Below are 25,058 nucleotides of genomic sequence, written 5' to 3' on the forward strand. Positions count from 1 at the left end.
ACACCCTATTTATTAATTAACTATTTATTTTTTAATATTTATCAGTACACATTTCAATCACAAATTTATCCCTCTAAAGGTATCTTAGGTCCTTTTAAATCCAATTGATAAAAGACAAGATCCAGCCATCTACCAAATTTAAATCCTGCTTTTGTTACTGTGCCGGAATATTTAAACCCCATCTTCCTATGCATTTTTATACTGCCTTCATTTGCTGCATCAATTCCAGCAACAAGTGTTGCATATTCCCTTTCATCGGCAATTTTTATTATCTCTTTCATTAATCTTGTTCCAATACCCTCACTTCTATGATCTTTATGAACATATACAGAATGTTCTATTGTATATTTATATGCTGGCCAATCTCTAAAAGGTCCGAATGTAGCAAATCCAGCAACCCTGTTATCTTTTTCAAATACCAATAATGGATACCCAGCTTGCTTCTTCTTTTCATACCATTGTATTCTATCCTCAAGACTATGAACCTTATAAGCGTAAATAGCCGTGGTGTTCAATATAGCATCATTATAAATTTCTAAAATATCCTTTAGATCTTCTTCCCCTGCTTTCCTTATCATTCATATCTGCTCCTTTCATAATATCTGGTCTTTCTATATTTCGTCATATTGACATACAATTGGCATAAATTATCTTCTTGCTTTACCAGAAATATGCTCAATACCTATTTTTATTACTTTTGTTTTTACACTTGCATTTTTAATATATTCTTTGCCTTTTTCTATGTACTCTGGAGAGTATTTATTTAATATTTCTAAAAGGGCTGTATTTTTTTCATTATCAAAAACTTCATTTGCTCTTCCAAATATAATTACACTCTCATACTTTGTACTAAATTTATCAGGTAAGATAGATGTTTGTCCAACTACACAGAAAGATACCCTAGCATTATTTATTAAATTATCTAATTTATGCCCTTCTTCAGCACTATGAAAATATATTGAATTATTTATATAAACATAATTTAACGGTACTCCATATGCATATCCATCTTCACCTATTGTAGATAAAATACCGTAATCACAACTTTTTAATAGTTCTATTGATTCTTCAATCTCAAGTTCTCTGTCTTTTCTTCTTATTTCTTTAAACATAATTATCCCTTCCTTAATAGTTTCTAATAACTAATCTTTTATAATTTGTACTCCTTATTACCAACTTTATGTGCTGATTTCACATGCTGATTCGAATGCAATGTCTTTCTTAAAGGTCTTATACTACTGGGATAAAAGGTATCAGAGTATATAAAATCTACACCTAAATTTAAAGCCTTATTTAATTCTAAAGGTGTATCAATCGTCCAACAAAACACTTTTAAACCATCTCTATGTGCCTGCTGTACAATTTTTTTATTTAGATAATCAATATTAGAATCGACCCCTGTAAAACCAAATGGCTTTATATATTTATATCCATATACTATACTTTGAGGATTTACCATAGGCATTAAAATAATTTGTTTATCTTTACTACGCAAATACTCTAAATATTTATAGTTAAATGCATGAACTAATAACTTTTTCTCATCACCATATTTATATATAATTCTTAAAAATGTATCCAAATCCCTATTTTTTTTACTAAGGTACTTAATATCAAATACCGGTACAAGATTATCCTTTTCACACTCTATAAGTGCATCTTTGAATCTAGGCAGTCTTAAATCATGATAAGAGGATATATCAGATCCTCTGTTAATTATAAGCTTATCTATTTCATGTGAATTCTTTCTTGTTATCAGACCATGTCCATTTGTAGTTCTATCAAGTATTCCATCATGTAATAAATATAATATACCATCAGATGATGAACATATATCTAATTCTACACCCCAATACCCTATTTTAGCTGCTTCATCAATGGCTGGAATAGAATTTTCAGGTGCATCACTGCTTGCACCACGATGGGCCACTAAGGTGGGTTTATTTAAATCTATAAAATTATATCTTTGCTTTATATTTACATTCGATAAACTATTATAATTATTTTTATTACTAACTAATTTTAACTTTGAACTCTTTGCATGGGAAACTTTTGAAAAATTTTTGTAATTATTGTTATAATCTAAAATGAAAACATTTGTTCTCAATGTCAATATAACTAATGCAATAATAATTATTGCTATTATTTTCTTATACATAATACCATCCCTATAAAAGTAATTATAATTATATTATACATTAAATATATATTAGATTTAATTATAAAACAAATGACATAAATACTTCAAGCAAATTTACTTTGTACATAAAAAAATAAGCACCCTAGATGATGGGTACTTATCTTCATACACTATTTTTAAGGGGATACTTATAAACAAATCACTTTCATTTTCTCTAATGTTATTTACTTATGACATTTATTATTGTATAAGGTTCTTGTTACAGTTTAATGTCATATTAATAAACTATTTGTAAACAAACTTATAACTAATATAAACATGAAAAAGCAACTTTGCAGCTAGGTATTTAGTAGTATATCTACATAGCGGCTTTAAAAATATCCATTATATCTACAAAGGTTCCCCTTCTTGGGTTTGTAGAAGAACAGATAACTTTTTCAGCATTTTTTGAAAGTAGCTCTAAATCATCTTCATCAACTCCAATAGAACTAAGATGAGTTGGAAGACCAATATCCTCACAGAGATTTTGAATACTACACTTAATTTTATTAATAGCACTCTTTTTATCTATTGCTTTTATCCCTATAGCTTCACTGATCTTAAAAATTCTTTCCTCTGGTATTGATACGGAATTAAACTCTAACACATGGGGCAGCAGAACTGCATTACAAGCTCCATGCATTTCCTCATAAAGTGCACCTACTTGATGAGACATGCAATGAACATATCCTAGTCTTGCATTATTAAGAACCATTCCCCCCATAACACCAGCAAACATCTCTTTTCTCTAGCCTCCATATCATTTCCATTTTCATATGCCCTTCTTAGGTATTCAAAAACTAACTTTACAGCATCAATTGCCAAGCTATCTGTAACAGGTGAAGCCTCCGTAGAAACAAATCCCTCTATTGAATGGGTTAAAACATCAATACCAGAATTAGCAGTTATCTTTGGAGGCATGGTTATCATAAACCTAATATCATTTACAGATATTATGGGCATCATTTTTGGATCTGCAATAACCATTTTTACCCTTCTACTATCATCTCTTACAATTGTAACGCCAGTTACATCAGATCCTGAGCCAGAAGTGGTATTTATTGATATGACAGGCAAACTGGGTTTTGTCATTTTCTTATATCCCTCATAATCTTCTATAACTCCACCGTTAGTAGCTACAATGGCTATAGCTTTTGCACAATCATGATTGGTTCCACCTCCAACAGATATGATAAAATGATAGTCCCTCTTTAATATGTTTAGTCTTTTTTTAAAGTATGTAAGAGCATCTTCCACAAATGAAATTGTACAATCTGGATGCAAGATACCATCAAATATATCATAAGAGATAAACAAGTTCTTTAATATTTTTTCAACTACTTCAACATGGCCAAGACTTATTATATTTTTATCTGTAACAATCAGAGCTTTACTTAATTTATATGGTAATAATTCTGTAGATAAATCTTTAATAGCTCCTACACCAATAAGATTTATTGCAGGCGAACGAAAATCATGAATGTTTTCCAAGCTAATCCCTCCAAATCCAAATTTATATTAATTTTATCTTTTCTGTTTGGCAGGTAGTTTTCCCATGCTATACTCAGTGATAAACAACGTTTTAAATTCATCTGTATATGTAATCCCACGGTTACTTATAGATTTAACATATTTATTCTTTAATAAAACTTCAATTTCCTCATCAGAAAAGAGGTTTTTACTCATATTTTTCACAACCTTTCTGCTTTATTGTACAAGAAAAGAACCTATATAAATAGTCTTTTTTAAAGTGTCTATTATATAGGTTCCATTTTAAAAATCTCCCCTAGGCCTTTTTTATCATATCTCACTTATTTTAAACCCTGTTCATAGGCTTCAACCATCTTCTTAACCATGTTTCCACCTATGGATCCAGCTTCTCTGGCAGTTAAATCTCCATTGTAGCCATTCTTTAAGTTTACCCCAATTTCTTGGGCTGACTCCATCTTAAATTTATTTAAAGCTTCTCTAGCCTGTGGCACTACTAAATTATTACTACTATACGCCACAATCAACACTCCTTTTTATAGTAATCCTTACTGCTTATGCTTAAAGTTTGTACATTTCTATAAAAAATACTCTAGGTAATTGAATAAATATATGGAAACAGCTGCAAAAGAGGTATTTCTGGAAGCAACATTCACTATAATTGGACGTAACCCACATCTCTCTATTCCATTATATAACTTAAATCAATAAAATAATTCTAAACATTTATGTAGCCTTCTAAATAAGAAACAGCTGAACCCGATATTTCTATTTTTCCTCCCAAATCAGTACAGTATAACTTTCCTCCTCTATCAGACAACTGATATGCTACAAATTCATTTTTACCTAAGACCTTTTTCCAATATGGTACTAAGGTACAATGTGATGAACCTGTCACTGGATCTTCACTTATTCCTGATTTTGGTGCAAAGTATCTTGATACGAAATCCACTTCATTACCTTTAGCTGTTACTATTATTCCAAATGCATCTAACTTTTTTAATTCTTCCATGTTTAAATTAAGATTTTTTATGTCTTCTTCTTTTTCAAACACCGCCATATAATCTCTAGACTTATATAATTCTTTTGGTTCCTTTCCTAAGCCCCTTATCAATTCTTCTGGTATCTTACTTTTTTCTCCTTCTCTTGATGGAAATATCATTGTAATTAAATTATCCTTTTTAGATACCCCTAAAATTCCACTCTTTGTATCAAAACTTATCTCCTTTAAATTTTTTTCTAAATATTCAAATATAACATAAGCAGTTGCTACTGTAGCATGTCCACATAAATCAATTTCTTCTTCTGGGGTAAACCATCTTAGTTCATATATATCGCCCTTTTTTACAAAAAAAGCAGTTTCAGATAAGTTATTTTCTTTAGCAATTTCCTGCATTAAATCATCTTTTATCCATTGTTTCAATGGACATACCGCAGCTGGATTTCCTTTAAATTGTTCATTTGTAAATGCATCAACCTGATAAATTGGTATTCTCATTTCCATCCCTCCACTACTACTTGTATCTTCTTAGCATCTTTTGATAATGTAAGACTATTATAGTACTTTTTTATATTCACAGACCTGGTAAATTATACTTGCACAATATATGTTGAATTAATATTTCTCCAAAAAAAGAAAAGATTCCTCCTTTTGAGGAGAAAAATTCAATAATTATTACTGAGCTGTTTTGGTACTCTCTTTATTATTTAGCACATCAGTGAATTTACCCATAATACCACCCCTTATAATATTTCTTATCCTTATACTTATCACTTTCCTACCAATCCACAAGTTATCAACAACTTATCCACAGGTTATGCACATTATCCACAATATTTAAATAATTTGACTTTTTCCAACAAAAATAAGCACTCTAAATGACGAGTGCCTATTTTTATATACCATTATTTTAAGGAGACAAATTAATATTGATTATTGCTTTATTATATTTTGGCAGTTGCATTTAAATTTAAAGTGCCCTGCAACCACAGACACCAGTTTATATTTACGCTTTGGGGGGCATTAATTTATAAACTATTTATTTAAACTAAGGCTTGTTTCCTTAGAACACTTATAATTATATGTGGTATTTGTTACAGCTTAATGTCATAATGATTAACTATTTGTAACAAATTTAATCATTTTTTAAATATTGTGAAGAGATAAGCACTTGTCATCTAAGCTTCTTATCTCTTCATAATCCTTTGTAGCAACAAAGGATCTATTAATAAATTATTTTACATACTTATTCTTAAAATTTCCTTAAAAATACTATATCTAATATCCTTCATTTTTCAAGAACGGTAAATCAAAAAAGTAAAGGCCAGAAGCTATACCAAAAGCAATAAAAAATCCTCTTATTTTTTCATTATTATCCCCTCCCATGGACTTATTTAATTATGTCTATTCTTACCTGTTTTTATGTATAATAAATCTAGTTTTGGATATTATATTAATATAACTACATCTTTTTATTAATAGTTTTCATATTAATATAGTCACTTTTCAGTCATGATAGCTTTTACTTATACCGAGGATGGAAGTCCCCGGTATTTGTTTTTATTTCAGAACTTCTGAAATCCCCATTATTTTCCGCAGCCCTAATTTCATTATCTATCTTCCCTATTTTTTGTCTGCAAAATTCGGTCAGTATCATACTTACACCTTCTCATATTTTCCGTTATTCAATTCTCTTATCTAATGTAACATATCGGCATGTAAATATATATTTATCCTTTTAAGTATAGTATTCATCAATTCACAGTGTAAATATTATCTACAATAATAGGATTATTAATTAACTTAAACATAATCTATCTAAATCACTGTCCGTAAGTAAGATATCCAGCACTTTATATATACTCATGTATTAGAGGGCATGAAGAAAAAAGCATCATCAAAATTAAATGACTTGTATAATTATATGGGTGCAAAATAACTCTCTTTTATCTTAAAAAATCTATAAGGGGCAAAAAAATGGGCCAAACTTTATTCAGGGTAAAATAAAAAACACCGAAATTCAGTGTTATCAACATTTGATGGCGCACCCAGCAGGGCTCGAACCTGCGGCCTCTGGATTTTCGAGAAGCAATTTTGCATAGTTCGCCAATCCCCCCAAACCCTCTTATACTCTCATTTCATTTCTTAACTTGTCCCTTGTTATACCTCTTTATTTTATCCTATAAGGGGTAAAAAAGGGGGTAAAAATTTCTGCACTTAATTATTTATATTTTATAATCCCCATATATGTACACATTAAATTATGTGCAAGATGTGCAATCGTACAATGTAAAAAAAATAAGACATATACTTTGTAAAAATATCTGTACCATCTGTACCCGGAGCCTAAAACCCTTGATATAACAACAGGGTACAGATGTTTTTATGTGTACCTTTCAATCTGTACCATGTGTACCATCTGTACCCTGTTTTCATAATCTTTAAAATAAGTCATGTCTTGTAAATATGAAGATGGAAATACTAAGTCCCTCTTTGCTATATTTTACCTCAATAGCTCATTGTCCAACAAAACCACATGCTGCACTAATTCCTACCTGGTATCTACTATTTGGTATACAGTAATATCCCTTATGGCGATTTCTACTACGTCCAGCTTTTGTATTAATTAATATTCATCTTCAAACAAACAATTATAAACTGTAACATTAGATTCTTTTAATTCTAATGAAATATTAGGTATTTCAACTGATAGCAGTTCTTTATCTAGTATTGTCAACCCTGAGCTATTTAGAAATTCGAAAACTAATCTTCCTATAGAACTATGTTCTTCAAGGAATGGTTTGAAGCTATCACACATCTTAATTTCTCCATTTTCGAACACATGCCTAACATACTTAAACGTTGCATAAGGGGCTAATACAGAAACTTGTATCTGTATTCTGTCTAAATACAAATTTTTCTTTACAAAGTGTGTAAAACTTTCAGTACCAATTTTTGCATCAGTATTTGATATATTTATAAACATAGTAAAGCATGTTGAATAATTAAAATCTGTAAAATTTTCAATTGATGTATTAGGAAAGTATTTTTGAATTCTATCCATCCATGCATTATAATCAACATAGTTTGATAAAATATAACGGTAATCTCCCTTTTTACGTAATGATTCAACAATATGTATTAATTTTTCTTTCATATAAAAACCTCCTACGGTACCGGATACCCATGTATGTTACCTATTGTATTCACATGGACCTTGACTCTGGTTTCTCCATTTGGGCCAACAGGTCTACCAAAATCGTATATCCTTACACTTCCATCAGGTTTAGCAGGTGCCCCCTTCATCCATGCTTCTTGGGTCAGATCTACACCATTTTGTCCTTGTGGCCATTGTGATCTAGACGGATTATCATTGTTATGCCCCGGAACATATTTACCTTGCTTACCAGCATCTACACTAGAAACCCCTTCAACATTCCCTTGAACATATCCTTGAGGAGGCAATTCCTCAGTATCAGATTTGATAACATAATTACTATTTGTTAATATTATAAAGGTATTACTCGTAGTAACAACTTTCCATCCATCCTCAATTCATGAAACTGTTCCTCCTAATTTACTTGCTATAGTATTTACTGCATTTTGTACTGTTTGAGCTACTGTATTAGTCCCATCATCCGTAGTTTCCGTAGTAGAAATAGGCGTAGCAGTTATAGTATCAGAAACTGCACCGGTAGCAGAATATATAGTAGCAATATTTCCGGAAGAATCAACACCTTTATTAAAAAAATCATTAGTACTAACAACCTCAGAAGAATCAAGAGGTATAGAAGTTACCCCACCCGAAACACCATCACTAGAAAAAGAAGAAGGTAAATTATTAACACTATAATCTTGAGAATATGGAGAATACTTAAAATGACCAGTAAAAGAAAGTGGCAGATAAGAAGTACGACTATGAACAATAAGATGTGCAATCGTACAATATAAAAAAAAATAAGACATATACTTTGTAAAAATATCTGTACCCTGTTTTTATAATCTTTAAATTAAATAATCCACCATAATGAAATGACTAACTAGAAAAGGATCATTAATAATTTGCTTCTTAATTATATATAATTTCAAATGACTCTGAAAGTCTGCTATATACCCATTTTATTTTTTAGTATACGCCTGTCCACAATTGTTTGTGTCAGACTATAGGGGCATTTTATATGATAGGAATTATAGTATATTCTAGCTTAATTCCCAGTTGTTTTATCACTTGCTTTTATATTTATTATAACATTTTCAGAATCACTTTTAATTTCTATTTCTTTATTTTTTAAGTCATACGTCAATTTATTTTTTCTTTTATAAATCTTTATTTTATTAGAAATAAATTTATAAATTAATATTAAAAAAGTTATGATAATCATGATTATTAAACTTATAATGCCCACTTTACTATAACTTTCCTTATAATTCAAATTAAATATATACGTAATGACATTATATTTATCTATTATGAACGCGATAAAATCGCATGTCATCAAAACAATACATATTAAATTATACCAATAAACTAAAGGATATTTCTTTATTAAACATCTTAAGCTTATTTTTTCAGAACAACTCTCACATATATTTTCCTTATTACATTTCACACTTATGTCTTTATCCGTCAATTTTGATATAATATTCAATAACATAAATATTATGTTAAATATAGAAAAAACAATTATCAAAACAATAAAGCTTATTCTATACTTACTTACTTTACTAATATTATCCAAAGAACTTCCTAATATAGATAAGCCGCCAAAAAATGCTAGTACAACAGTGGAAAATATACTCAATATTCCAATGAAGTCTGTTTGTAACTTTTCAATCTTTATTTCATATTTATCTAAGAGAGATGTTTTTTCTCTTATCTGTTTTCTTAAATTTCTTTCTGCTATTTGTGATCTAGCTATCTGTTCTCTAAATCCATTATAGGTAGTAGCTCTAGGAATTTCTAATGCTAAATAATCTAATAATTTTAAAAGTATATCCTTATCTTCATCCTTATTAAGTCTATTTATTAAATCATTTGTAGTAGTATTAAGTTGATCTCTTTGTTCATCATCTAACTTTTGAATAAAATTAAAGATATAACTATATTTTATCCTAGTACCACTAATATTAGGTATTTCATCAATATTAGTTATATCTTTATTGCTTAATATATACTCTAATACCTCTTCAACATCTTTATCTGCTACGTAACTCATAAATTAACCTTTCCTATGAAACAATTTTTTATATCTTCTAACGGTATTTCTATATTTGAATGTGAAATATAATTAATTTTCCATGGCTCTTCTTTATGAGTTTTGTCTACAAGATCCCATACTGGTATATCGATTAATTTATTAACTACCTTATTAATTAAATCTTTATCTTTTGGTTCAATATAGGCACCTAGCTCTATACCCGTTATTTTTTTTGATACATTGGCATTATAGCAATAATAAACATCTGGTACAACAGGCCCATATGCCCATGCTTCAATATCATTGTCAAAAATGGGTTCTTTATACTCTGCTAAGTGATAACCTTGAATATAATATAAAAATTTCTGTAATTGTAAATTTGTGATTGGCTTATTCAGTTCATTTTCGCAATAATTTAGCACATATTCAGCAATATCCATAGCATCATACATAATAAGCTTCCTCCTATTCAAAAAATCATTATAATATACTTTTATTATCTTAATTATATATTTATTATGTATATATATAAAGCTTGCCAATTTTTAAAATATTAGCTTTTTTATTTTGCAACGTTCAATACATTTTCTTATTCCGGTTTATTGTATAATATCTCTATTTTTCTTGCTTTTCTAATATATTTAATTAATTTTATGGCATTATCTATTTATATTATGATTTATACTGCTATCATGGGACTTGTTTAAATAAGTTTTTCTAAGGTAATAACGTCCTATTTAAATATACTACTTTATTAATTCATTATAAAATTTATTATTCCATAGTTATGTTCTTTAGTAATAAATAAACAGTTGATTCCATCATTTATTTTACTCACCATAACTCCACAATACTTAGGTAACTTAACCCATGATGGAATTTTAATTTTCTCCATATTTTCTGATTTTACATTATATGGTAAGTTCCATCTGTTATTTGGACTAATGCAATCCCATGTTTCCTTGCAAAATCAATTGCTCCTTGCTTAAAACGTGAAGTCGAAAATAACATCCCCTTGTGAGCACCTATTGACCTAATCCTATTATATAAGATTTCTACTTTTTCTCTCGGAACAGGATTTTTATATTTCTTACATTCTATCAATGTTATAAATTGTCCTCCTAAAAATGTATGTTTAACCATGACATCTATTTGATAATTTCCATCATCTACTCTTGCAATATAATTATGTTTAACATTACATTTTATACCCTCATTTTGACTTATTTGCTTCACTATATTAGAAACATATTCCTCAAACTCAGTATTTGTCGTATCTGTAGTATCGGCTTTAAATGGATTATATACTCCTATAGAATTACCCCTTGAAAAATAAAATTAATAATTATATATTTTATTTTTCTATATAAATCATCATATTCCTGCTAATTTTTACAGAAAACACAAATAAAGCTTAAAACAAATTTACTGTTCTAAATTTTACTTATATATTCAAATCATATTTTATAATCTTTCCTACTAAGAAACTATATTTTTATAACTAATCCTATTAAAATATTTTGCCTCTACCATTTTCACTTCCTTTTCAGATAGAGCTGTGAGTATATTATTTACTCTCCTGACCTGAAACTGTGTCCGCTTCTTTATACAATTAAGCTTGTCTAGTTCTTTTAATCCAGGCTATTACTTGAATTTATATCTTTCATATCAAGATTTATACTTTAATATTTATATAAAAATCCATTGCTTTTATTTTACACTAGCATTCCATTTGCTTTTTTAGTACTCATTAAAATATTTAGGTTCTATACCTGCTCTTAAAACATCTCTCATAACTTCCACTACAGTTTTATCCTCTTCTACAGCTTTTCTTTTCATAGCTTTAACTAAATCTCTAGGTAGGGCGTATGTATGCTTTTCTAGTTCTTCCTTTGCTCTTGGCCTACCTATTTGTTTACCTGACATAACATCAACCTCCTTATTAATATTATATCACACTTTAATAAATACTAAATATAAATATGTATTAAATTCTAAGCAATACAAGTTCGCTAAAACACTATTTAGCGAACTTATAATTAAACATAATTCGTTGACCGGTGGTTTTACTAGATTTACAGCACAAACCTCCGTCAAATTTATCTTAGATAATAAAATTAAAAATGAAATAACCAAGTGCTAATAACCACAGAAAACTTCTAGCAATGTGAAAATACAAAAATCATGTTACAATTTCTATATTAGTAAATATAAACCTTTATTATACATTCGTGGGGTGATGATAGATGAAATATGATGTGAAAATACATAAGGATAAGCCATTTAATGAAACACTTAATGGCAAAACAACACATCGTAATGGTTCTGTGGAGATTAAATTTCTCGATGACGATGGAAGCGTCACTACTCAAAAATATGGATACATTACAGCAGATGAGATAATTCAAGATGTGAAAACAGGAAAAGATATAATACTAGATGGATGTTATGTGAAGGATCTAGTATTAAGTAAAGTTAGTATAACAAGCTCAGTCTCGTGTAATAACACTTTTTTTGATGGAGGAACGAATTTTAAGGGAGTAATGTTCAATGAAAAAGCAGACTTCCTTGGAACAACGTTCAGCGGAGAAGTAGATTTTGGTCCAGCAGAATTCAACGGGGATACAAACTTTAGTTATGCAGAATTCAACAGAGATACAGACTTTAGTTGCGCAACATTTAGTGGAAAAATAAATTTTGTGGGCTCAATATTCAGTGAAGAAGTAAACTTTAGCAGTTCAAAATTCAAATCACAAGCAAGCTTTAATAATTCAATATTTAGTGAAAAAGCAGGTTTTAATAATTCAACATTCGGTGGAGAGGTAAATTTCATGGAAGCAACATTTGACAGAGAAGCAGACTTTAGTGCGTCAGTATTTATAGTAGAAGTAAATTTTGTGCAAGCAACATTTAACAGAGAAGCAGACTTTGAATTGACAAAATTTCATGGAGAAGCAATCTTTAGTGATATGGAATTTAGGAGGAAAGCAAGCTTTACTTTCACAACATTCAACAATCAAGTAAGTTTCGGCAACTCATCCATTAAAGAACAGATAATTTTTTACAATGTTATTTTTAGTTCGCATGTTGATGTGAAATTTAAAATATGTAATTCATTAGTAATAGAAGATTGCATCATAGAAAAAACATTAGACTTGCAAGGTGCTAAATTTAATTCGCTTTGTTTTGAAAATACAAAGAACCTTGGTCAAATTTTTATTGATTGGGAAAGAGATACTATAAAAAAAGCAATATACGAGTATGCAAAAGAACATAAACTACCTTATTATACAATTGCAAAACAATTTCTTATGCTTAAGGAAAACTTTAATGAAATAGGCCAATACGATGATGAAGACGCAGCCTATGTTGAATACAAGAGGTGTAAAGCTAAATCGGAATTACATAATGAAAATGGAGACAAGGGTTTTAAAAGGATACGAAGTTTCATTGCACATCCTTTTAAATGGTTTATTTTTGATTACATCGGATCATATGCCACAGCTCCATTACGAATATTTAATACTTTATGGCTGAATATCCTTGGCTTTGCGATTATATACTTTTTAGGAGGTATTTATTCATCAAAATTTCAATTTGGAAATGGTCCAATAGCAAAATGTTTAGAAAGGTTTATGATAGCAATTTATTTTAGTGCAATTACATCATTTACAGTAGGATATGGAGACATTTCGCCACAATCATTTTTTATTGCAATTGTTGCAGTCATAGAATCATTTATAGGTGTATTCCTAATGTCATACTTTACAGTTGCCTTTGCTAGGAAGATTTTAAGATGATATTATACATAGCACTCTTTTCTATGACTTTGAGGGAATACAAAAATATCCTAGGGTTTGGTCTACCAACTCTAGGATATTAAATTATTTATAGACTTAAAACCAAAAGATATATTTTCTTTTTAAGGATGCCGAAAGTACTTGATCGTGCAATAATAAGACGGAGAACCATAGGTATTATGAAATTTTATACAGCAATGTAGGAAAACCTGCAAAACATCAGATTATCATACTATTATAGGAATCTATAATTCAACAGAATTTAAGTATTAAAGTAGTGGTATTTGCTCTTGATAATCTAGTAATAATATAAGTCAATACAACTAAAGACCTGGCAGGATTTTTCCCACTAGGTCTTTACTATATTTACTTTAAGCCCTGTTCATAAGCTTCAATTATTTTCCTAAAACCATATTTCCACCTAAAAATCCAGATTTTCTGGCAGTCAAATCTCTATTATAGCCATGTTATTACATCTTCCAAAATAGGTCTTTTTCCCTGAGTATGTTCATTTTCCGGGTATCCTATTATACATCCATTAAAAGCATACTCTCCATAGTTAACATCTAATAACTCACAAAACTCTTTACTCTCAGTCAATCCCTCTATAACAGATATTAACCTAAAACCAAGATTTAAAGAAGCTGCTTTAAGCCACATATTCTCCATTACGTGTGCTAAACTTTGTTTTTCAACAGGTGGTATCCCCCTCTTTTCTGCAACAATTATAATACAAGGTGCTTCAATTAAGCCAGGTAATCCTCCATGTACCATTCCCGAAAGTACCTTATGATAATTTTTTCCCTTTTCTCTAATAAACAAATTTTCTTGCATTTCTTTTTCAAAATTTTCTAAGAATCCTTTTAAATATTTTTTTATTATCTCATTTAATTTTATTAACTTTTCATCTTCGCCTAAAGTCACATAAAACTTTCTGAAGTCTTTATCTAATGGACCGACAAGTCCTGCATATGGACCCCATAATCCTGCATTAACTATAGCCTCCACTATTTCTTTACTAGGTAATTCTTTTTTAAATAGACGAACTGAGCGTCTCATCTCAATTATCTTATCCAGTATCTTGCTTTCTTCTACGCTAAACTCATTATACATTCTTTCATCCTCCTAATAATTTTAAATAAATCCTAATTATATATAACAATATATCGTAGTATAAGCTATCATCAGCTCACCTTTAGCCTAATAGGCCCATGCTAGTTTTTGTACCACCCTAAGGTTCATTTTTGTATCTAGCATTACTATCTAAAAGCCACTTAGCAAAGCTAGTATTTTTGATATTTGCCATATAATAATCCATGTAACAAAATGTACAACTTTGTTCAATTGTTTTTAGTGTTTACCACATATTGCGATAACCTTTTAATCATTCATGTAGCAGTTCCAATTCAGTCATTCTTATGCATATATACACTTTTTATATATTTTGCAGTATGTTCAAGTTCAGGAAATAAAAATTTTTCGTTAATACCAAGTTTATCTAGTTCCCAAAGAATACTATCTTTACATTCACCATCAATTATTATTCTATAACCTAAATCATCTGCTGGCCAACTCTTATAATTGAGAATATTGTTTTTATATACTGGAACTCCATCATTATTTATATATCTTTCATTTTCACATAGCATAAATGCAGCACTCTGTCTATTTTGTCTTTCGGAGAATGTTTTAGGTTCTACAAACAATTCACAAATGCCTAATTGTGGAAATAAGTATTTTAGAGAATTGTTTTTTTCAAATTCAGTTATTATTTTGTGGATAACTAATTCTTCAAGAAATGAACTAATGTAATTCAACTTATGTGATAGATAACATGATGATATGATACGAACAATAGTAGCCCTATATGGATATTTTTGTACTTTAGTAAAAATAAAAACTTCGCCATCTTTTTCAAAGTTACCTTGACAAGCAAAATATAAAGCCACCAATAGATTTTTAGTAACATCTAAAAGTCTGGTTGGTAATCCAAAATGCTGCATTTTCGCAAGTAAATTAAGATTATCCTTAATACCTTCAAATTCTTCAGGACGTTCCTTTAACATATCATTTACCATTTCAGGTTCGTATTTTAATAAAGAGCATCCTTTTCTATCAATAGAAGGTTTTAATTCCCAGTCTTTATCAGACTGTCCTCTAAAAAGCAGTTCTTTTGGATTCAATTTTTTATATTCGTCAAATATATACTGCTGAAATGAGACTACTGATTTTATTAATTTTTCCTCACTCATGCATTTTACCTCCCAATTTACATAGTGTAGAATACCCAATAACAATTATATCTGAAAATTAATATTTAAAAGCCACTCAATAATAATTTTATACTTCCTTGTCAAATTGTTCAAACTCAAATAAAGGAATATCGTCCTCTAAAGTAACATTAATGATATTATTACTTACGGCAAGCTCCTGTTTATCTCTCCACACTGATGGCTTTCTATTCTTTAGCCTGAATATTTGAGCAACAACGCTTGGCCTTTCAAATTTTCTAACAGTAACAACATTGCCTTTATTGGTTACGACTTCTTCCTCATATTCAAAGCCTAGAGCTGATTTAAGTAAGGCATTCTCTACCTCTATATCAATTCCTCTTTTCCCTTTTTTAGAGCTGCCAAAAGTGCTAGATGGCGCAATAACAAAGTGGAAGAACTAAAGATTATGGAGTTTCAAACAATAACTCAGAAAAACTCGCAAAGTGTTAGAATGTCACACTATGGTAATCCATAATTCAATAAGATTTAGTATTAAAGCAGTGGTATTTGCTCTTGATAATCTAATAATAACTCAATGCAATAAAAAATAAGCACCTTACGAAAGGTACTTACTTTTTAGCTTGTAATTTCAATTTTTCATACCGATTTTAATAGACTATTTAATTTAGATTTTACAGTATTTATTGGAATTGCGAATCCTATGCGTTCAACTTCATCTTGGCTTATTTTAGCGGAATTTATTCCTATTACCTGTCCAAGTGAATTTACTAGAGCTCCTCCACTATTTCCAGGATTTATAGCTGCATCTGTTTGCAAAAATGTTTGGGTAGTGTTTCCCGTGTTAATTTCCCTTTTTGTAGCACTTATAATACCACTTGTTACAGAGCCTAAAAGTTCTTCGCCCAAAGGACTACCGATAGCAATTACTTGATCGCCTACCTGGACATTGTCTGAATTTCCAAGCTTTGCTACAGCTGGCATAGTAGTTTTACTGGTTACTTTTATTACCGCTAAATCCTGATTTGCATCGTAATTCACAACCTTAGCAGGTACTTGCTTTTTATTGTTTAATATTACACTTATACTTTCAGCACCTTGTACCACATGGTAATTGGTAAGTATATATCCATCAGGATTTATTATAACTCCTGAGCCCATTCCTTCTTCTTCACTACTTTGGTTGCCTAAAAAGCCAGATTCATTAAAGTCGGAGGTAGTCTTGGTGGAAACTCCCACTACTGCCGGACTTACTTCTTTTGCTATTTGGGTTATAGTAAGTCCTCTTCCATTTGATGTGGCTATAGTAGAAGATTGATTTAGATAAGTTCCAGATACATGGGAATTAATTTCTCCATAAAGTGACGTATTTTTGAAAAAATTTGTATTTGGAACTACATATAAAAAGGCTGCAATTGAAAGCCCACTCCCTACTAAGCTAGTTATTAATACTATTGCTACGTAGGACAATACCCTATTCATCGAGGAATGTTTTTTAAATTTATCCTTAAAACTAGACTTTACATTTACTTTTGAAGTATTATGATCAAAATCATTCATATAATTCCCTCCTCGAAAATTGATATAATATAGTTATTTTATATCTATATCATAAATTTGTTTTGTTACAGTTGTATGACATATATATGACATAATTGTTAATGAATCATGTTAATACACTTTTTTAGTCGTAAGCTGTATTGGTCTTTCTAAAATCAGCATTTTGACGGACTATAATATAATACTTCACATAATGTTAAAGAAAAAAACGTACAATTTTGCTCAATTGTTTGATATTTGCCATACATTGCAATAGCCTTTTAAACATTCATAAGACAGTTTTAAGAACATTTAAATTCAGACAATGGGATTAAAGAAAAGTCCTTTTTAAGGCATCTATATTCTCCATATATTAATATATTTTTCTCTTTTTATGGATTCCGCAATATCCAGATACTTTCTTTTTAGAGCACCTCCAAAATATAATTGCACACAAAATAAAATTGCACTACTCCAATCTAGCTAATTCCTTATAAATCAATGAATACAACGTATTCATTGAATAGTACCGTTCCAAAAAAGGATGCAGCGTTCCAAATGATGTAAACGCTATAAACCTAGTAATATGAAGGCTTATAGCGGTATTGACTTTTATTCGTTTATTGGGGGAAACTGTACCTTTTTCAACTTTTATTAGTAACGTTCCATTCAATAAAAGGCTTTGTATTCTACAATGAGTTTGGCAAGCATTTGGATAGCAACAATATTCTTAAAAGGTTAAAGAAAATACTTGAAAACATCGACCTTCCAGATAGAAGATTCCACGATTTAAGGCATACCTTTGCCACTAGGCTGTTTGAACTAAGAAAAGAATAACCCTCTATTTTTCTTTTATGAAATCCTATAAGAGGTAAAAAGAGAGGTAAAATTCAATTTTGAGACAAAATAATAACCGCTGAAATTTAGTGTTTTCAACGGTTTTTGGTGCATCAAAAGAGACTTGAACCCCCGGCACGCTGGAAATGAGGACACTATGCTTTATACTTTTTATATATTCTCTCAATCCCTTACATATCAATATTTATTTCTTATTTAATGCATTCTGATATTATCTAAAATATATGTTTTTTATTTTCGGTTGTGTTACACATCATCTTTATTCTTCCCAGCAGCTCCTTGTCTACCTAAACCACACTCTGGATTAACTCATCTTCTGTATGCGCTGTTCTACTTAGGATTGGACATAATAAAACCCTCCAGCTTGAAATTTAAAATTAAGCGCAGGGTTTTATTTTTTATCAGTTTTGGTTTGATTATAATTTCTACAGCTACCTTCTGCAAGCCTTTATTTCTAATGCCTGTAGAGGTGAGCTTTAGAAACCTTTTTTAAAAGGCACATTTAGCCTTTTTATATACCCCTACCCATATAATTATTTTTTATGAATTTTCATTCTTCTTATATGAGATATTATTTCATTTCCATTAATTATTTTAATGAATTGTAATTCTTTATTATTAAGAATATTTTGTTCTTGATATGTTCCTTTCATAAATGTTGGAATAAAAAATTTTATTGTATCATCATCAATTGTATTATAAACTTTTCTAATAAAATCTAATTTCTTAAGAGTCTTGGGGGGTATATTTTCTTCCGGTAAAAAAGATGATACATCATGTTTACATTCATGCATTTCTGCCTCTTTGATCTCTACAAGATTGTCATTATCTTTTAAACAATAGTCATCAAAAAAAACTATATCAAAGTTTTTTCCATCTAATTTCATGAGATATTCTCCATCATCATAATATACCATTGCATCTATACACTTATTTATGTATTTATACGATTTATAATAAAATGGTCCTATCTTATCAATCACCATCTCAAGTAAAATACCTGTTTCAACCTTCCCAGTTTTGCATTTTTCATAAAAATTATTCCATAACTTTTTAAATTCTGAAGCTTCTTCATGGGTTATTTTAAATATAGAGACTAATTTTTCTATAGTTACATCTAAATAACGTTTATTTTCATCCAATTCCATTTTCTTTCTTTTACTAGAAATCATATCAACTATTATTCCAATTAAATTATAATTTTGCATTATTAAATTAAAAAGTTCACAAACTGTTGCATCACATGAACATTTGGGCTCATTTAGCTTGTCTCCACTTATAATAATACTCATAAACTTACCTTATAGGAATCTCTATGGAAGGAATTCCCATTCTTGATGTTACATTAGATGTTATTTCTCTAAAATAAGGCCATACAACCATTTGAACAAAACCTTTTAATTTTTTATCATCATTTACTTGAAATGCGTATTCTTTATCTATTTGAACCAAATTCATATCATATATAGCATTAATCTCTATAAAACTTTCTTTAAAACTTTCCTTTTCATCTTCTTTGCCACCACAAAGAATGTCTAAAGTAAACTTTATCTTATAACTTTTATAATACTTTTTTTTAATTTTATTTTCATCTATATCTATACCCAATTTTAGAGATAATACCATCTTTTCTTTTTTAATTTCATCAAAATAACTATGTACTTCTAAATCCTTTAAATTTAGGCCTTCTACTTTAAATACATTATTAACACTCTTGCTCATATTTAATCTCTCCTGTCTATTACATCTTTTTCAGTATAATATCTAAGGATAATATCCACCTTATAATCAACTCCTTGCTCCAATTTTATTTCATAGTTTTCTACTATTATATCGGTCTTATATTTTCTTTCCCTTTCTTGCTTTTGATGCTTGTACAAAGAATCGATTGCATCCATTAATTCTGGTGAGATACCTTCATACCACCCTAACATATCATCATAAAAAATCAATTCTTGTTCTTCTGTATTTTCCTCATCTTTTTGTGATAAAATATTATGTTGCTTCTTTGTAGAAGTTAAATATACTTCTAACTTTTCTCTATGTAGTTTGTCTAAAATAATTTTTAATAACATATTATAAATACTTTTTTTATATTCCTCTTTTTCTTCAAATACTCTGCTATATTCATACATTAAGTTTTCAAAATTTTTAATTTCTACTTCCTTAAAATCATCATTGTACTCTTTATCAAACCATCTATAAAATTTTTTTATTTGATCACGTTCTTCATTAACACACTGTTGTTCTATTACTATTGGATTAATCAATGTTTTTGTTATCATAAAATCACCTATGAAAAAAATATATTTATTTGTATACATATTAACATACCCCACCCTTATTGTCTATTTTCACCTATTAACATATTTTAACATATATTAAAATACTTTGAAATACTCTATTGTATCTATTTTGCTATCAATTACCTAAGAGTGAGATCATTTCATATAATTTGTGTGTGATTTTCTACTATATTTATTTATAAAATGATACAAGTTAAAGAAATAAAACTTGAACCAAATTTACTGTTCTAAACTTTACTTATGTTATTCACATCATAATTTTATAGTCTTCCCTATGAAAAACAATAACATATCCACATTTGAACTACGCTAACGGTATTTAGTTTAAAAAATAAAAAAGAGGTAAAATGTCCTCTCAAAGCTATAAGCAAGCCGATTATGACTAAAAGGATTCAATTACTATTTTATAGTGCAAAAGAATGGGCAGGTGGAAGTCGTTTTTCACTCTCGCCAGTTATACAGTATCCTGTTATGAAAAAAATACATAATGTGATATGCAATCCTTATTTAGTGGTGTATCTTTTGACTATAAGCAAACCAATTATATAATTTATAAAATGTTTTAAATACTTAAATATGTTACAATATTCCATATAGATTGTATGAAAAAATATGCTTATATACTTTTATGACAATTAAAGCAGACATTATTCTATAGAATGAGGAGGTTGAAAATGAAAAATTCAATTGTTCTAGAACTTCAAAAAGAAGCTTATAATGATAAGTCAAGTATTTCAACACTGATAAGGAAATCTTATGTAGTTGCAAAAAAACTACAAATTTGTGAATTTGAAAAATGGCTTAATTCTGAAATGAACGGATATAATTGTAGGGATGAAGAAATTCCTGATTATCGACAAATTACGTGTGAATTAAAAGCATTTAACCCATTTAGAGGATGGATACCAACAATTATGGATAATACACAAATTGCAGAACTAATTAATATTCAAAAAATTCGTGATCCAATAACAAATTTAGAAAATTTATCAAAAGCACATTCGCAATATATAACATTGAGAATTAATAATGAACGTAGAAAATTATTATCAGATTGGTTTGGTTTCGATACAAAGTATGAATTATTTATAAGTAGGACACAATTAGAATCAATTATTGAATCAGTTAGAAATATTGTACTTAATTGGTCATTAAAGTTAGAGGAGGATGGTATTATGGGTGAAGGGATGACTTTCAATGATAAAGAAAAGAGCATAGCACGGAAAAAAAATTATACGGAGAATCATTTTCATGGTCCCGTAATAAGTTCTCAATTTCAGCAGAATTCTCAACATTCAACACAAGTAATGAATAATCAAGATATGAACATAGAAAAATTAAATGAGTTGATACAGATGTTTAAAGAAAATATCGGACAAGTTAAGTTGCAACCCTTAGATAAAAAAGAAATAGAAACTCAAATTCAGACAGTTGAAGAACAAGCTAAATTACCAAACCCAAATAAAGCAATTATTTTTGAATGCCTAAGAACAGTAAGAAATATTCTTGAAGGTGTTGCTGGTGGTATATTTGCTTCAGGGCTTATATATGAGCTTGGATTATTTATACAAAAGTAAATTCTTTGTTGTAAATGATCTTTTGTAAAAATACGGTATCCATAATATTTAAATATGTTTTTATAAACTTCATATCGAAAAATGTATCAAAAACGATTATTTATGATACATTTTTTATTTTCTACAGGATACTACTTTAGAATAATTGAAAATATATTAAAATACGTATAACATTCTAAAATGTTACAACTTGACCTCAAATTTTCTTTTCGTTTCTATAAATTCTATAAAATTCTTCACTTAAATCGGACTCTCTCTTTGTTCCCGTTAAAGGATTAATACTTATAAATTTATCACAATAATTTAGATACCTTGATGCATTATTACTTACCTCTATTAGTCCCTCAAATGTATGAAAAACTCTAACATAGCACCAAATTTTTTCATCAACTTTCATTAGGAATGCAATATGACAGTAAGGCTCGTTATCCCACATTGGGTATCTGCTTCGCTTTCCAATAACATCAATTGAACCTTTTATTGGATACTGTAAATAAAATTCATCTTGCAAATTATTGTCTAACATGCATTTTCTGATCATTTCTCCATCCTTATCCTCTAGATAACCTTGTCCTAGCCAATAGTATGCCAATTCATATGCTATTTTTAAAATCGCACGTCTGAACTGTATTATATCTATTTCATGCTTTAAAGTAATTCTAGGGGAAGGATCAAACCCTTCTTGAATTTGCTTCTCAATTTCATCCCTTGTTAACTTAGGTAACCCTTTTCTCTGGCGCATTTTATTTATAATACTAGGCAACTTATCCTTATCTTTTTTGTCAATCTTAATGTTTACTGACTCCATTCCATCATCATTAATAGTCCTTCTAATTTTTGGAACAATATATAACCCTTTTGGTACTCCGGTTTTATCGAAATAATATCTTACTTCTTGGCTTAGATCACTAGATAACCTCGCTTTCTCTAGTGGATTAGGAATTTTTCCTGTCTTTCCACGAATTTTTAAAAGTTGCCGTTGAGCTTGAATAAGAAAATGATTAACCAAATGGTTATCGACACTACTGCCTAACTTATCATTACATTCTTTGCAGACGCATTTAATTATCAATGTTCCTCCAATAGAATCAGGGAAAACGTGTTCTTCAGAGAATATGTCAACAGTCCTTTCATTTTTGCATATTATGCACTTCATAAACTCCCACCTCATACTAAATTTAATCACAGTGTTTTAATATTCACCTATATAACTCTTCATGACAATTTACCATGTCGTATTGATTAACATTAATTATATGATACACCATATTATTCAATCTCCAAAGAATAATTTATTATATTTATGATTTTTTCATTTATTAAGTGAAGTAAAAATACAGTGTCCATAAACCATTTGATTTAACAAACACTAAAAAGAATAAATAACTACTGATAAATAGGTTTAATTTGATAAGATAAGTGCTCGTGACATTTGAATATGTGATTTCGTGGACATTTACAAGTATAATACCATCATCTGTGTTATGAATTGGATAAAATTACTGGTGAAACTTTTTAAAAATAGGCACGATTATATATGTATAAAGTATCTCATTCCAAATACTCCTTTAATACTCCTTTTAAGTATATAATATATATATGAACACCTGTAAATGAGGCTCCAATAAGGGAAACTGCAAATAAAATTAGTATTATATGTTGTGCAAAGCATCTAGTTAAAAGCTAGGTGCCTTTTGTTATAAAAAATTAAACCGAGTATTTGCATAATACTATTGATATTAGTTAATAATACAAAAGATAAATACAATGTAAAATAACAAAACATTCCCCCATAAGAAAATATTTATGAAAACCAATATGAAAAAATAGGTGCTTGTCATGAGGCACTTATTTTTTATGTCTAAAATTAATTTAAATTATCTCCTATAAAATACTGTTTGAATATGCAAGCCAATATTAAATATTGTATCACATCATATATTTAATACCGTATTATTCCAGTTGTCATTGTATTTACCTTTTGAAATAATAAGATATCTCTAAAATATTCGCTTCATGCAGTTACTATATTTATTTATACTGTGTCATTTCACAGAAATGTGAAGTGACAAATTAAAAATATTTTTCTTGGAATCGCCAACGTCATTTACAATCGTCCTAGCTTGTCCGTATGTAGTAAAATCAATATCCTCCTTAGAACCACCGTTGCCATTTATAACTACACAAGCTTACGTAAATGTAGTAAAATGAACACCCCTCATGAATTTATGAAAAATAAACTTTCTCATTTAAAAGAAATCTTCAAGTCTTTTTATGCCTATGTTTCCAGTATGCTCTATGTCCTGCTTATCTCTCCACTTATCAGGTTTTCTATTTTTTAACCAAAATATTAGAGCTGTAGTATCCGGCGCAATTTCTTTTTTAACTTCTTTTGTTATCACCATATCATAAGCTGGAAAGCCGTGTATATCAGTTAATACCTTTCCATTTTTATCTTTTCTTATTACTCTTTCTCTAATAACTTCTGTGTATGAGTATCCTAAAGCTCTTTTTAAGAGAGCATTTTCAACTTCAAAGTCAATTACCTCTTTGCCCTTTTTTAAGGCCTCGGAAAACTCGGAATACCTCTTTTTATATTCATATAATGTAGCAGCATGAATACCTAAATTCTTTGCTATTTGTTCATCAGTGAGTCCATCTCTGGACCAGCCTTCAACTAATATCAATTTATCTTTTACGGTATCCCATTTTGACTTTCTCATGAACTCATCACCTGCCTTCAGTACTAATCCTTAATATTCAATCTAATAGTTTATCGCGAAAGAATTAAAAATAAAAAGCATGGAAAGCAATCCAATAATGGATTCATTAATCTCTCCATACCTAAATATCAGCTTCTACACATGGAATGCAAGCTACTT

The 25,058-nt window shown here is 29.2% G+C and carries 24 protein-coding genes and 2 pseudogenes; 3 read left to right on the forward strand and 23 right to left on the reverse strand.

Going from position 1 to position 25,058, the window contains the following annotated elements; translation table 11 throughout:
* Positions 1 to 65 precede the first annotated feature (65 nt).
* From ACJDU8_RS00900 to ACJDU8_RS00970, 15 genes and pseudogenes are all read right to left on the reverse strand, one after another.
* Positions 66 to 578, reverse strand: coding sequence for a GNAT family N-acetyltransferase (locus ACJDU8_RS00900; RefSeq protein ID WP_406790272.1), 513 nt, complete (start codon positions 576 to 578; stop codon positions 66 to 68).
* 69 nt (positions 579 to 647) lie between these two features.
* Positions 648 to 1,112, reverse strand: a complete 465-nt coding sequence (locus ACJDU8_RS00905; protein WP_406790273.1) for a pyridoxamine 5'-phosphate oxidase family protein — start codon at positions 1,110 to 1,112, stop codon at positions 648 to 650.
* 38 nt (positions 1,113 to 1,150) lie between these two features.
* Positions 1,151 to 2,158, reverse strand: a complete 1,008-nt coding sequence (locus ACJDU8_RS00910; protein WP_406790274.1) for a glycerophosphodiester phosphodiesterase — start codon at positions 2,156 to 2,158, stop codon at positions 1,151 to 1,153.
* Between the two features lie 340 nt (positions 2,159 to 2,498).
* A pseudogene (locus tag ACJDU8_RS00915) lies at positions 2,499 to 3,670 on the reverse strand (iron-containing alcohol dehydrogenase).
* Between the two features lie 51 nt (positions 3,671 to 3,721).
* Positions 3,722 to 3,865, reverse strand: a pseudogene (locus ACJDU8_RS00920) (IS3 family transposase); the annotation flags it as partial.
* Positions 3,866 to 3,990: 125 nt separating this feature from the next.
* Positions 3,991 to 4,188, reverse strand: a complete 198-nt coding sequence (locus ACJDU8_RS00925; protein WP_406790275.1) for an alpha/beta-type small acid-soluble spore protein — start codon at positions 4,186 to 4,188, stop codon at positions 3,991 to 3,993.
* A 197-nt stretch (positions 4,189 to 4,385) separates the two neighbouring features.
* A complete protein-coding gene (locus ACJDU8_RS00930) occupies positions 4,386 to 5,165 on the reverse strand; it encodes a PhzF family phenazine biosynthesis protein (RefSeq protein ID WP_406790276.1) in 780 nt (259 codons plus the stop codon).
* A gap of 1,024 nt (positions 5,166 to 6,189) precedes the next feature.
* Positions 6,190 to 6,324, reverse strand: a complete 135-nt coding sequence (locus ACJDU8_RS00935) for a hypothetical protein (RefSeq protein ID WP_406790277.1) — start codon at positions 6,322 to 6,324, stop codon at positions 6,190 to 6,192.
* 969 nt (positions 6,325 to 7,293) lie between these two features.
* The gene (locus ACJDU8_RS00940; RefSeq protein WP_406790278.1) at positions 7,294 to 7,824 is read right to left on the reverse strand and encodes a hypothetical protein; all 531 of its coding nucleotides are present in this window, start codon (positions 7,822 to 7,824) and stop codon (positions 7,294 to 7,296) included.
* 11 nt (positions 7,825 to 7,835) lie between these two features.
* Entirely contained in the window at positions 7,836 to 8,132 is a 297-nt protein-coding gene (locus ACJDU8_RS00945; RefSeq protein ID WP_406790279.1) for a hypothetical protein, read from the reverse strand.
* Between the two features lie 90 nt (positions 8,133 to 8,222).
* Positions 8,223 to 8,633, reverse strand: a complete 411-nt coding sequence (locus ACJDU8_RS00950) for a hypothetical protein (RefSeq protein WP_406790280.1) — start codon at positions 8,631 to 8,633, stop codon at positions 8,223 to 8,225.
* 239 nt (positions 8,634 to 8,872) lie between these two features.
* The gene (locus ACJDU8_RS00955; protein ID WP_406790281.1) at positions 8,873 to 9,883 is read right to left on the reverse strand and encodes a hypothetical protein; all 1,011 of its coding nucleotides are present in this window, start codon (positions 9,881 to 9,883) and stop codon (positions 8,873 to 8,875) included.
* Positions 9,880 to 10,317 (reverse strand): Panacea domain-containing protein, encoded by a 438-nt coding sequence (locus tag ACJDU8_RS00960; protein WP_406790282.1) that lies wholly within the window; start codon positions 10,315 to 10,317, stop codon positions 9,880 to 9,882. The genes ACJDU8_RS00955 and ACJDU8_RS00960 overlap by 4 nt, the downstream gene beginning before the upstream one ends.
* Before the next feature lie 454 nt (positions 10,318 to 10,771).
* On the reverse strand, positions 10,772 to 11,179 hold the full coding sequence (locus ACJDU8_RS00965) for a restriction endonuclease (protein WP_406790360.1): 408 nt from the start codon (positions 11,177 to 11,179) through the stop codon (positions 10,772 to 10,774).
* Positions 11,180 to 11,605: 426 nt separating this feature from the next.
* Positions 11,606 to 11,791 carry a hypothetical protein gene (locus tag ACJDU8_RS00970; protein WP_406790283.1) on the reverse strand — a complete coding sequence of 62 codons (186 nt, stop codon included), beginning with the start codon at positions 11,789 to 11,791 and terminating at the stop codon, positions 11,606 to 11,608.
* Positions 11,792 to 12,111: 320 nt separating this feature from the next.
* Here ACJDU8_RS00970 and ACJDU8_RS00975 point away from each other — a divergent pair, with 320 nt between their 5' ends.
* On the forward strand, positions 12,112 to 13,665 hold the full coding sequence (locus ACJDU8_RS00975) for a potassium channel family protein (protein WP_406790284.1): 1,554 nt from the start codon (positions 12,112 to 12,114) through the stop codon (positions 13,663 to 13,665).
* A 456-nt stretch (positions 13,666 to 14,121) separates the two neighbouring features.
* Here ACJDU8_RS00975 and ACJDU8_RS00985 read toward each other — a convergent pair whose 3' ends face one another.
* The 3 genes from ACJDU8_RS00985 to ACJDU8_RS00995 all read right to left on the reverse strand — a co-directional run bounded on the left by ACJDU8_RS00985 (position 14,122) and on the right by ACJDU8_RS00995 (position 17,456).
* Positions 14,122 to 14,778 carry a nitroreductase family protein gene (locus tag ACJDU8_RS00985; protein ID WP_406790285.1) on the reverse strand — a complete coding sequence of 219 codons (657 nt, stop codon included), beginning with the start codon at positions 14,776 to 14,778 and terminating at the stop codon, positions 14,122 to 14,124.
* Positions 14,779 to 15,071: 293 nt separating this feature from the next.
* Positions 15,072 to 15,917: an FRG domain-containing protein gene (locus ACJDU8_RS00990; RefSeq protein WP_406790286.1), complete on the reverse strand. Its 846-nt coding sequence runs from the start codon at positions 15,915 to 15,917 to the stop codon at positions 15,072 to 15,074.
* A gap of 618 nt (positions 15,918 to 16,535) precedes the next feature.
* Positions 16,536 to 17,456, reverse strand: a complete 921-nt coding sequence (locus ACJDU8_RS00995; protein ID WP_406790287.1) for a S1C family serine protease — start codon at positions 17,454 to 17,456, stop codon at positions 16,536 to 16,538.
* Between the two features lie 651 nt (positions 17,457 to 18,107).
* On the opposite strand from ACJDU8_RS00995, the gene ACJDU8_RS01000 reads away from it, so the two are divergent.
* Positions 18,108 to 18,272, forward strand: coding sequence for a tyrosine-type recombinase/integrase (locus ACJDU8_RS01000; protein ID WP_406790362.1), 165 nt, complete (start codon positions 18,108 to 18,110; stop codon positions 18,270 to 18,272).
* A gap of 554 nt (positions 18,273 to 18,826) precedes the next feature.
* On the opposite strand, the gene ACJDU8_RS01005 is transcribed toward ACJDU8_RS01000, so the two are convergent.
* Genes ACJDU8_RS01005 through ACJDU8_RS01015 form a run of 3 tightly spaced genes read right to left on the reverse strand, consistent with a single transcriptional unit; the run spans position 18,827 to position 20,578 of the window.
* Positions 18,827 to 19,585 (reverse strand): hypothetical protein, encoded by a 759-nt coding sequence (locus ACJDU8_RS01005; RefSeq protein ID WP_406790288.1) that lies wholly within the window; start codon positions 19,583 to 19,585, stop codon positions 18,827 to 18,829.
* 4 nt (positions 19,586 to 19,589) lie between these two features.
* Positions 19,590 to 20,015, reverse strand: coding sequence for a hypothetical protein (locus ACJDU8_RS01010; protein ID WP_406790289.1), 426 nt, complete (start codon positions 20,013 to 20,015; stop codon positions 19,590 to 19,592).
* Between the two features lie 2 nt (positions 20,016 to 20,017).
* On the reverse strand, positions 20,018 to 20,578 hold the full coding sequence (locus ACJDU8_RS01015) for a hypothetical protein (RefSeq protein WP_406790290.1): 561 nt from the start codon (positions 20,576 to 20,578) through the stop codon (positions 20,018 to 20,020).
* Between the two features lie 695 nt (positions 20,579 to 21,273).
* On the opposite strand from ACJDU8_RS01015, the gene ACJDU8_RS01020 reads away from it, so the two are divergent.
* Entirely contained in the window at positions 21,274 to 22,176 is a 903-nt protein-coding gene (locus ACJDU8_RS01020) for an AbiTii domain-containing protein (RefSeq protein ID WP_406790291.1), read from the forward strand.
* Between the two features lie 196 nt (positions 22,177 to 22,372).
* Here the strand turns inward: ACJDU8_RS01020 and ACJDU8_RS01025 are convergent, their stop codons facing one another.
* Both ACJDU8_RS01025 and ACJDU8_RS01030 read right to left on the reverse strand, forming a co-directional pair.
* Entirely contained in the window at positions 22,373 to 23,332 is a 960-nt protein-coding gene (locus ACJDU8_RS01025) for an HNH endonuclease (RefSeq protein ID WP_406790292.1), read from the reverse strand.
* A 1,093-nt stretch (positions 23,333 to 24,425) separates the two neighbouring features.
* Positions 24,426 to 24,899: a transposase gene (locus ACJDU8_RS01030; protein ID WP_406790293.1), complete on the reverse strand. Its 474-nt coding sequence runs from the start codon at positions 24,897 to 24,899 to the stop codon at positions 24,426 to 24,428.
* Positions 24,900 to 25,058 lie beyond the last annotated feature (159 nt).

This window comes from Candidatus Clostridium eludens, assembly GCF_045310515.1.
In the GTDB taxonomy this organism is placed as follows: Bacteria; Bacillota; Clostridia; order Clostridiales; family Clostridiaceae; genus Clostridium_B; species Clostridium_B eludens.